This window comes from Lactococcus cremoris subsp. cremoris NBRC 100676, from assembly GCF_001591705.1.
Classification (GTDB): Bacteria; Bacillota; Bacilli; order Lactobacillales; family Streptococcaceae; genus Lactococcus; species Lactococcus cremoris.
Genome location: NZ_BCVK01000078.1, coordinates 1 through 9,534 on the forward strand (window position 1 = coordinate 1; position 9,534 = coordinate 9,534).

A 9,534-nucleotide genomic window follows, 5' to 3' on the forward strand; every position below is an offset into this window, starting at 1 on the left:
AATTCGGGTTTTTGTATAAGTTTGGGTAATGTTTTTAGAAACCTCTGATTTCAGTTGATTCATCTCACTTTCACTCATTTTTGATGAAATATAATTGTGACCGCGTGTTGTTTGATAATCTAACTGGACTGTTTTTGGCTCTTTATTCATCAGCGTCGTCGCATTTTCTGAAAAGTTTTCTGGGAAAGTAATGACCATATAATAGTCACCTTTTTTTATTCCCTCAGAAGCTTTGTCCTTGGAAACGAAATGATAGTCTAAATCCTTTGATTTTTTCATCTCAGTAATGACATCATCACCAAGTTTGAATTTTTTACCGTTCAATTCAGACGTCTTGTCCAAATTTACAACTGCTACCGGTAAGTCATTTAGCTTACCAGAGGGGTCCCACATCGACCCCAAGAAAATATAGTTGTAAATTGCTGGTACAATCGCCAATGCAATAATAACAATAATAAAAAATTTGTGTTTTAAAATGGCCTGCCATTCCTTTTTTAACATCATTTCCCCTTTCTTTATGGACACAACGTCCAAAAACTGTTACAATATGTATTATAAACTTTTTAGAAAAATTGACAATTATTATTCATTCGCTTTTGGACACATTTAAATTTTTGTCTAATTGAAGCACTCTCATTCTAAAAAGAACGGAGGCCCCTATTATGTCTAATGACACCAGAAAAGATCGAACAAAACTTCAATTACGAGATGCCATGATTCAACTTTTAGGAGAAAAATCTTTTGATCAAATTTCAACCACAGAACTTGTAAAACTAGCTAAAGTCAGCCGAAGTAGTTTTTATACTCATTATCAAGATAAATACGATATGATTGAAGCTTATCAACGTCGACTCTTTGAAACAATCCAATATGTTTTTGAAAAAAACAATGGTGACCTTCATGCAACCATGCTAGAAACCTTTGAATTTTTAAAAGGGAATCAAATCTATGCTGCCCTACTTTCAGAAAATAGTAGTAAAGAAATCCATCAATTTATGCTCCAAAAGCTCAAAGAACTTATCCAAAGCTCTTTTTTCCCACAATCTAAACATCTAAAATTAGGGAAATTAGGAGAAATTTATGCAACAACTTACTATGCCAATGCCATTTTTGGCACAACTCAATCTTGGATTCGTCGCAAGCAAAAAGAAACCCCAACTCAAATAGCAGATTTACTTATAGAACTCATTAATTAACAAAACGCCTCTCTTTAAGAGAAGCGTTTTTTAATATTAATAATCAAAAATAAATAGCACACTAACAGTTGTCAATTTTATCTTGGTGTTGAACTCCCAAAATAATATTATTTAATTGTTCAACAAGCTTATCCTCATCAGATATTTCTTGTTTTGTAGCTAATTTTAAAGCCTTACCTGATCTAAAAACGGGGATATTTTGTTCACCTACTAAAATTTTTTCGCGCGAATGTACATCATGACTAATTCTGGCTGCATGTTTGCGAACTTCAAAAGTACCAAAATTTGAAATATGTACGGTTGCCCCTTCCGAAATATAGTAAGTAATCGCCTCAACAAAAGCATTAATTGCTTTAGCTGCATTCACCTTTGAAAGTTCCGTACGATCTGCTACATAATCAATTAACTCCTGTTTTGACGCCATTTATTAATTCCTCCTTATTATTTTTGTCCTTTATGTTCTTTTACTAATGATAAGGAAGATTAAGCCTTAAAAATAATCTACCTCCTAAAGTAAGGGTATGTTTTTCATTTTGCTATTAATCCTGTAAAGTTTCATAAAAAATCCCAGCTTACGCTAAGATTTTCTGGTTATTTTACAACCATCACATTGCATGGAGCGTGATTTACAACATAAGTTGTTGTTGAACCCACTAACATCCGGTCTAAAAGTCCTTTACCGTTCGAGCCAACCACAATCAAATCTAGTTCAAATTCTTTTGCAAAATTAACGATTTCTTTTTTAGGATTACCTGTAAAAGCATGAACTTCAAACTCAACTTCTTTATTAATTAGTTGCTCTACCTCAGCAATGATTTCTTTAGACTCTGTTTCTAAATCATCTAAATTAATTGCCAGAGCATAGGGAGTTCCCCGAAGTCTTGTCTCATCTTTTACATGTAAAACAAATAATGAAGTTTTGTTTCTTTTAGCAATGGCAACTGCTTCATGAATAGCCTCTTTAGACTGGTCAGAACCATCAACTGCGACTAAAATCTTTTTATATTCATCTCTCATTGTAAACGCCTCCTTTACTATATTTTATGATAAAAGAATAAAGAAGTCCAACTAAACACTCAATATATTTTTAGATGTCATTCTGCCTCTTAAAATCTCATTTTTTATTAATAATTAAGGCTAAAAATATTTATTTTGAAAATCTAAATCACTTTTTTTGATATTTTGATTTCTTTATGCTACAATTTGATTGGAATTTCGTTATGAACCTAATGGTTCCCTTTCGTCAACATATAAAGAAAGGAGAATGTACTATGACATTCACTAACAAAAATAAATTTTTCCAATATACAGTCACTCTAGATACTTCTCATAATATCTTTAGAGCATCGCTTGCAAATGATTCAAGCATCTATGGTGCCGGAGATACAATTGAAGAAGCTGTACAAAACTTAGAACAATTAGTTTAAGGAGAAAAAAATGGGCGAGTATCCCAAGCACTAGAGCATCTACTTGATTTCGAGGGTAGGTGCTTTTGTTATGCCCTCAAAACTATAAATAAAAAAGCTGCCCTTAAGCAACTTTTAATATTTCTATCTATAAAGATGATGATTAATCCACTTCTACTTCTTGAGCCTCTTTTTTGTCGTTTTTCCAAATAGAGAAAAATTTTCCATATAAAGAGGTCACTAAATAAAAGGTGATGGTCAATAACATTGGCAAAGAACTAGCAGAATAGCCAGCCACTAATGCTGTTGCCCATAAGACAATCATGACCGCATCAGATAAGAGCCATAATGAATAGCTATCACCATAACCTTTTACTACTAAAATAGAGGCAGCAGCTCCAATGATAAGAGTTAGTGCATCCCATAAAGGATTCGTATCTCCTAATTTTGTATAAATAAGTGTAATTGGCCACCAAAGGATTAGCATACTGATTATTGTCAGCACCCAGCCTCTAAGTTTCATAAACTTGACGCCATTTTCAATCCGGTGCCCCCAAGTCTTCCAAGTAAAAATTAATGGAAGGTCAATCAGTAATACAAAAACAATCTGGTCTAAAACTGAGGCATAGTGTCCTGCGGTCCAGTTGATGTAAATGTACCCAAAAGCACTTATCAATCCTAATAAACCATTAATCGGCTTCCCAATCATCATGTAGACCGTACATGCTGAACCCATTAATGTAGCAATCAGCGTGATAACTGACAGCGTGGTAATCGTTGACGTTAAAAAGAAGGCCAACTGTACTCCTATAATAAACGCAAGCATAATGCTTCCGGCTGTATTAATTGATTTTAGCTCATCTTTGAGCCATATGAGATAATTTTTCATTCTCATCCCCAATCTAAGAACGTAAAAAAACGTCCACTAAAAATTATATCACGAATGAAAAATTGTACGACCCTTCCAAATATCTTTTTTTAATTTTATTCTTCTATCAGTAAATTTTACTTTTCAGAAATTTCATCAGTAAAAAAATATTTATTTTTTAATGTATTAAATAGCACAACAGCAAAAGATTTCGTTTCTTTTGGATTACAAAATATTTCTTGATTTACTTTTTATTAACATTTATGCTATTATAGTCCTGAAAGGAAGATTTTATGAATCAAACAAGCACTCTATTTTCATTTGGTATTGTCGGAACACTGATACTTTTAGTATGGTATGTACTAATCATTGTCCAAGCTTTCTTAGGCTATGGAACGGCTTACCGGAAAGCAAAAACTAATGGAGATAACGGTCTCTCACTTTTTGGCTGGCTAATTGTTTATTGCAGTCTTGCCTCCCTCGTCCCTTATTTAGGGATACATCTTTGGAAAAAGAATAAAAACATTGACAAAAAATAGGAGATTTATTTTTTACTTTAAAAATTTTTAAGTAGAAAAATAAAATCAAAAAAAAGAGTTGATTATCCATCAACTCTTTTTTTTGATTTATCCCATCTATAATAATGAATCATCTTGATGAGTCCAACAACAACAAATTCAATTCCGAGCAATAACCACAATGTTACGGCGCCCCAAAGTGGAGAGAAAACTAGGGTAAAACCAGCAATAATACTGATAATACTCAAAATAATTCCCCAGAATTTACTATTAAAATCTCTCAAAACAGTAAGAGTGACGATTCCATCAATAATCCAACTCACTCCCACAAATATTCCGATAAGAACAAATAGGGATTCTGCTGCTGCATTTAAATCAGAAAAGACGAAAATTCCTGCAAAAAGATAAATGAAGCCTAGTAATAAATGAGAAATTCTCCAAAAACTGCCTTTATTATCGCTTTTTCTAATAAGATTCGCTCCAATATAAATGACACCCATTATCACAAGGGCAACACCCACCAGTGCAGCCACAATTGCTGCTGTCTTTGTAGGTAGAAAAAGAATTAATAAGCCAATAATAATTGAAACGATTCCACTAAAACCAACTCCACGACGAAGTTTTTCAAAATCAGTTAACATAAGTTTACCTCCTAAAGTATTCTAATGATTCTCATTTAATTATAACATAATGAATAGATTTCCTTTGCTGCGTTGATTAAAAAATTACAATCAATTTCTTGAATCCACTCCTTCTGTCAATACTGTTACTTTTTATAAAATAAAATATGATTTATATCTAATCAAATATTTAGAAATTTAAAAAGAGGAGTAGTTAAACTCCTCTGCTTCTTTTAATTTATCAACTAAAATTACTTATCTTTTTTATTAGTCACTTTTATTCCTTTGCGTTCAGGACTTTTCCAAGTTCCAGAGTCTAAACCAAGTATCGTTTTTACTGCTGGAATAAAAGTTGTCACAATTGTTAAAGCATTCATCATCCAATAGAAAAGCATGTATAGCGGAGCAAAAAGTAAATATTTAACCTTTCGGCCACGATCATCAACGATTAAAGAAGCAATTAATTGAAAAGTTCCAGAAATCATTTCAAAACAAACAAAAAGAAAAGCCATTGTCAGCATGTGATATATTCGTTCTAGATTTCCACCCAAAGCAAAATAAACCATAGAGTAGATAAATAGTGCTGATGAAATCCAAAAAAATAAGGACCAAATAATACTTAAAGTTTGGTCAATAAACATAATAGTCCTTCCGATATTGTCAAAAGGATGCAAGAAAACTTTTCTAAAATTTGTCAACCATACTTCTATCCCACCCTTAGCCCAACGTTTTCTTTGGCGATATAGCATTTTTAAGGATTCAGGAACTTCCATGAAAAACATAATTTGAGGAGCAAAAAGTGATAACCAACCATCCATTTGATGATCCCAAGCAATACTAATATCTTCGGTTGCTCGGTCTTGTCTAAATAAACCAACATCAACCAGAGCATCTTTACGATACATCGTATTTGCCCCACTATAGGCATAAATACTTCCCAAGACACCAAGTTGAGTGCGCTTAATAATTCCTACAATACTGGAGAACTCAACTGTCTGTGATTTCGCTATTAACTTGGCCCGATTTTGAACATCCATATTAGCCGTTACAGCTGAAATATTGGTAGAGTCTGGGCGAATAAAATAATTGATATAACGATTGAGAGAATCAGGTTCTGGAACCGTATCAGCGTCATTACTCAGAATCAATTTTCCTTTTGCAAAGGCCAATCCAATATTAAAAGCATGTGCTTTTCCTTTATTTTTTTCAATACGAACCACTCGTAATTTTGCATATTTTTCCTGTAAGTTTTTTAAAATTTCTGGCGTACGATCTGTTGACCCGTCGTCAGTAACCAAAACTTCATAGTTTTCATAATTAATTTCGTCATTAAATAATTGATTGTATCTTCAATGACAACTTCTTCATTATGGGCTGGGACCATAATCGTGACAAAAGGCTCAACTTCTACTGGAATTTCATCCCATGATTTTTGCTTATATTTAAACAAAAAACTATAACACAAAACACCAATGAACCAAGCAAAACCACCCAAGATAGGATAGGTGACCAATATTAAAAACATTATTGTCAAAATAAGATCAACAATACCATTACCTGTTTGAAAAAAGCTAATCATTCTTTTCTCCTTCCTGATAAAGTTTTTTGACAAAATCTGTTTCTAAATTCTGCTCCTCTTTGACTGAATAAAAACAAACCTTATGCCGAAATTCTTCCGAACCAAAGCGCTCATCATAAGCTTTATTTAATAATTCACGCCGTTTATTTAGTCGTTCATCATCATATTGTTTTTCCTTTTGCAAAAAGTGTTTAAAACGATAGTTATTCCAAAAGGTCAAAAGAATATATAAAATTGTCAGAAAAACAAAAGATACGGAAAGAAAAATAAGCAGAAAAAGCAATGTCGTTTTTTCTTCCAAATAAACGACAATATGATTGTACTGCGCTCGATTAGGAAAGACAAATGGAAAAAGAATCCACAAAAATGGAATAAGCACTCCAAACCAACTCAGAATAGCCACCAATGTTTGAAATATTTTACTCCCATAATTCCCTTTTTCAAAATACGGGTCATAAACTAAAGATTTTTTCGCCTCTTCACGGCTCAAGTTTTGTTTCATTTCCGACCTTTCTGAACTTTTCAATCTTTTGTAGTCAATACAATACATTTTCTTTAATTATCTCATTTTTTGTTCACAAAATCCATTTTATGAGTCTATTTTTTATTACAAAAAAACAGTCAGACACTCTATCAAACTGCTTTATATTTATTATTTATAATGATAACAGTCGATTCTCCTTTTTTATCAACTTTTGCTTTATGCTATAATTTACAGATAAGAACGATCTACCTAAAAAGGTTAAAGGAGTATTATGATAAAAATTTTAAAAATGACTCAAGACGGCTTTGACCATTATATGTTGTCCGCTATTAAAAATTATGCTAATGAGAAAGTAAATAATGGAACATGGGAGTCTAAAGATGCCCTTTCAAATTCAAAGAAACAGTATGCACTCCTGCTTCCCGACGGGCTTCAAACTGCTAATCATTATTTTTACTCAATTTTTAATAAAGAAGAAAAAATCGGATATATCTGGCTGGCCAAAGATGATGAAAATAAGCAGAGCGCATTCATCTATGATTTTGAAATTTATGAAGAATTTCAAAATCTAGGATTTGGCTCAAAAACCCTTGATTTAGTTGCCGATAAAGCAAAAGAACTTGGATTCTCTTTTTTGGGACTCCACGTTTTTGGAAGTAATTCTAGAGCTTTGCATGTCTATAAAAAAATGGGATTCCAAATTACCGATATCAATATGCGAAAAGAACTATGAATATCCACTCCATTTTTGGTTGCCATTTGTTAACGCTGTCTCCTCTCCCTAGTGCTATAATAAAAATGGCCAAAAAAAAAAACCATTTTATTGACTATATTTGCAATTTATTTACACATTATCTTTTCAGAACCAAAATCTGGCCCATTTTGGAACAGACTTCTACTATTTTGTTGTCTAGTAGGAGCTTTTTTGTTTTGGGCAACTTGTTTTCTTCGTAATTTCTGTCAGTGGCTGATGATTAAATGTTTTACTTTTCATTGCTCTAATCAGCTTCTCATAGGCAAATCAAATAAAGTCTGATATAATACTCAATAGCAAACATCGGAGGTAGATAGAATGCAAAACTTAGATTTAATCGAAAATGAAATCAAAACAGTAATTGATACTTGTGACAAGTTAATCCATCAAGAAAAATTTGATGAATTGGTTAACTTTTATACTGAAGATGCCGTTTTAGTTATTAAACCTGGCATGCTCGCGAATGGACGAGAACAAATTAAATCAGCTTTTATAAAAATTGCATCTTACTTTGATAATTCTATTAAACCTCTTGAAGGAAAAATGGTTTATCTTCTTGCTGGTGATACCGTTCTTGTTTTGGCTCAAACTTTTATTGAAGCAAACCAATCAGCAACTGCTCAGTCTGAATTTTCAATGGAGAGAAGAGCAACTTATGTTTTTCGCAACATAGATGGAAAATGGTTATGTGCAATTGATAATTCTTATGGGACAACTCTTATTGACGAAAAATAAAATAGAAAGCTATACTTACAACTTCATTGAGGTTGTTTTTTACTTTAATTATTATTTATTTTATCTGTTTATTCTTCCTTTTTCATCCCTAGGCATTTTTTTACATCTTACTTCAATTTTAAATATAATCAGAAAACAAAAAAACCGCTCAACAGAGCGGTTTTCATGGTGTATCTTAACGACGACGTTCAGCGATACGAGCTTTTTTACCTGTGAGTGCACGGAGGTAGTAAAGTTTCGCACGACGTACTTTACCGTGACGGATAACTTCGATTTTTTCAACACGTGGAGTGTGAACTGGGAAGATACGTTCTACACCAACACCGTTTGAGATTTTACGAACAGTGTAAGTTTCGTTAATTCCTGAGTTTTTACGAGCGATAACAACGCCTTCAAAAATCTGGATACGTTCGCGAGTTCCTTCGACAACTTTTGCGTGAACACGTACAGTGTCACCAGGACGGAAGTCAGGGATATCAGTGCGAAGTTGTGCAGCGTTGATAGATTCGATAAGGTTCATTTTTTTCTCCTCTTGCCCATCATAAGCAGCTTTTAGCAAATTAAGCTCAGCGGATGAACAGTTTTATTAGTATGCAAAAACATACTAAATAAGTATAACAGATTATCAGAAGTTTGACAAGTGCTTATTTTTAGCTCATAACTCTTTATCTTAATGCTGTCAGTAACCAATCTTTTCAATATCAACTTCTGACTGATTAATCATGTCCACAACTTTATGGATAAGGTACATTCTCTCATCAAGAGCATGAATTTGTTCTGCACAATTCTGAAGTTCTCCACTGAGTTGTTCGGGAATTTGTCCGTCATATTTATAACGGACTTTATGTTCTAGAGTGGCCCAAAAATCCATTGCGGAAGTTCTTAACTGGATTTCAACTCGACAAGTTTCTTCACCAAAAAGGTGGCCCAAAGGGACTTCAACAATCATATGATAAGACCGATACCCTGTCTTTTTTACATTTCTTAAATAATCTTTTTCACTGACAACCGTATAGGCTTCTTGGCTTTTAATAATCTCGACAATCTCATAGATATTTTTTGCATAAGAACAGATAATCCTAATCCCTGCAATATCTGATAGGTGCTCATCAGCAGCTTCTGCTGTGACTGGCAAGCCTTTCTTTTTAAGTTTTCCTGCAATACTCTCTGGAGATTTCAAACGATGTTTAATATGCTCAATAGGATTGATTGCTTCAAAGTTATTATAATAGGTGTTTAAATTGGAAAGCTGAGTTCTGACAACATCCAATGCACATTCATATCTGACAAGTTTCTTTTTTAATTTTTCAAACTCTTCTGGCTCGAATCTTGTTTTTAAATAATCTTTTTCCATTTTACTTTAATTCCTATCTA

At 32.9% G+C, this 9,534-nt stretch carries 13 protein-coding genes and 1 pseudogene; 5 read left to right on the forward strand and 9 right to left on the reverse strand.

The genetic code is table 11. The features are described 5' to 3' along the window. Positions 1–501, reverse strand: a 501-nt coding sequence (locus LLA01S_RS11135) for a YhgE/Pip domain-containing protein (RefSeq protein ID WP_155719847.1), incomplete at its 3' end; no start/stop codon positions are given. 161 nt (positions 502–662) lie between these two features. Between LLA01S_RS11135 and LLA01S_RS11140 the strand changes: the two genes are divergently transcribed. Continuing rightward, positions 663–1,196, forward strand: a complete 534-nt coding sequence (locus tag LLA01S_RS11140; RefSeq protein WP_011675849.1) for a TetR/AcrR family transcriptional regulator — start codon at positions 663–665, stop codon at positions 1,194–1,196. A 61-nt stretch (positions 1,197–1,257) separates the two neighbouring features. Here LLA01S_RS11140 and LLA01S_RS11145 read toward each other — a convergent pair whose 3' ends face one another. Continuing rightward, on the reverse strand, positions 1,258–1,620 hold the full coding sequence (locus tag LLA01S_RS11145; protein ID WP_061778319.1) for an HU family DNA-binding protein: 363 nt from the start codon (positions 1,618–1,620) through the stop codon (positions 1,258–1,260). Between the two features lie 167 nt (positions 1,621–1,787). Then, positions 1,788–2,213: a universal stress protein gene (locus LLA01S_RS11150; protein WP_014572836.1), complete on the reverse strand. Its 426-nt coding sequence runs from the start codon at positions 2,211–2,213 to the stop codon at positions 1,788–1,790. A 254-nt stretch (positions 2,214–2,467) separates the two neighbouring features. Here LLA01S_RS11150 and LLA01S_RS12660 point away from each other — a divergent pair, with 254 nt between their 5' ends. Continuing rightward, a complete protein-coding gene (locus LLA01S_RS12660) occupies positions 2,468–2,623 on the forward strand; it encodes a hypothetical protein (RefSeq protein ID WP_011675846.1) in 156 nt (51 codons plus the stop codon). A 142-nt stretch (positions 2,624–2,765) separates the two neighbouring features. Here LLA01S_RS12660 and pnuC read toward each other — a convergent pair whose 3' ends face one another. Beyond that, complete coding sequence (gene pnuC / locus LLA01S_RS11160) at positions 2,766–3,491, reverse strand: nicotinamide riboside transporter PnuC (RefSeq protein ID WP_011675845.1); 726 nt, start codon at positions 3,489–3,491, stop codon at positions 2,766–2,768. Between the two features lie 272 nt (positions 3,492–3,763). Between pnuC and LLA01S_RS11165 the strand changes: the two genes are divergently transcribed. Further along, positions 3,764–4,009, forward strand: coding sequence for a hypothetical protein (locus LLA01S_RS11165; RefSeq protein WP_011675844.1), 246 nt, complete (start codon positions 3,764–3,766; stop codon positions 4,007–4,009). Between the two features lie 62 nt (positions 4,010–4,071). Here LLA01S_RS11165 and LLA01S_RS11170 read toward each other — a convergent pair whose 3' ends face one another. From LLA01S_RS11170 to LLA01S_RS11180, 3 genes and pseudogenes are all read right to left on the reverse strand, one after another. Next, positions 4,072–4,629, reverse strand: coding sequence for an HdeD family acid-resistance protein (locus tag LLA01S_RS11170; protein ID WP_011835479.1), 558 nt, complete (start codon positions 4,627–4,629; stop codon positions 4,072–4,074). 230 nt (positions 4,630–4,859) lie between these two features. Continuing rightward, positions 4,860–6,187: pseudogene (locus LLA01S_RS11175) on the reverse strand (glycosyltransferase family 2 protein). Next, complete coding sequence (locus LLA01S_RS11180) at positions 6,180–6,689, reverse strand: hypothetical protein (RefSeq protein WP_021037017.1); 510 nt, start codon at positions 6,687–6,689, stop codon at positions 6,180–6,182. Before LLA01S_RS11180 ends, LLA01S_RS11175 begins: the two are co-directional and overlap by 8 nt. Positions 6,690–6,942: 253 nt before the next feature. On the opposite strand from LLA01S_RS11180, the gene LLA01S_RS11185 reads away from it, so the two are divergent. Beyond that, positions 6,943–7,404, forward strand: a complete 462-nt coding sequence (locus LLA01S_RS11185) for a GNAT family N-acetyltransferase (RefSeq protein ID WP_011675840.1) — start codon at positions 6,943–6,945, stop codon at positions 7,402–7,404. Positions 7,405–7,743: 339 nt separating this feature from the next. Then, a complete protein-coding gene (locus LLA01S_RS11190; protein WP_011675839.1) occupies positions 7,744–8,160 on the forward strand; it encodes a YybH family protein in 417 nt (138 codons plus the stop codon). A gap of 175 nt (positions 8,161–8,335) precedes the next feature. On the opposite strand, the gene rplS is transcribed toward LLA01S_RS11190, so the two are convergent. Beyond that, complete coding sequence (rplS, locus tag LLA01S_RS11195; protein WP_011675838.1) at positions 8,336–8,680, reverse strand: 50S ribosomal protein L19; 345 nt, start codon at positions 8,678–8,680, stop codon at positions 8,336–8,338. A gap of 159 nt (positions 8,681–8,839) precedes the next feature. After that, the gene (locus LLA01S_RS11200; protein ID WP_011675837.1) at positions 8,840–9,514 is read right to left on the reverse strand and encodes a GTP pyrophosphokinase; all 675 of its coding nucleotides are present in this window, start codon (positions 9,512–9,514) and stop codon (positions 8,840–8,842) included. Positions 9,515–9,534: the final 20 nt, after the last annotated feature.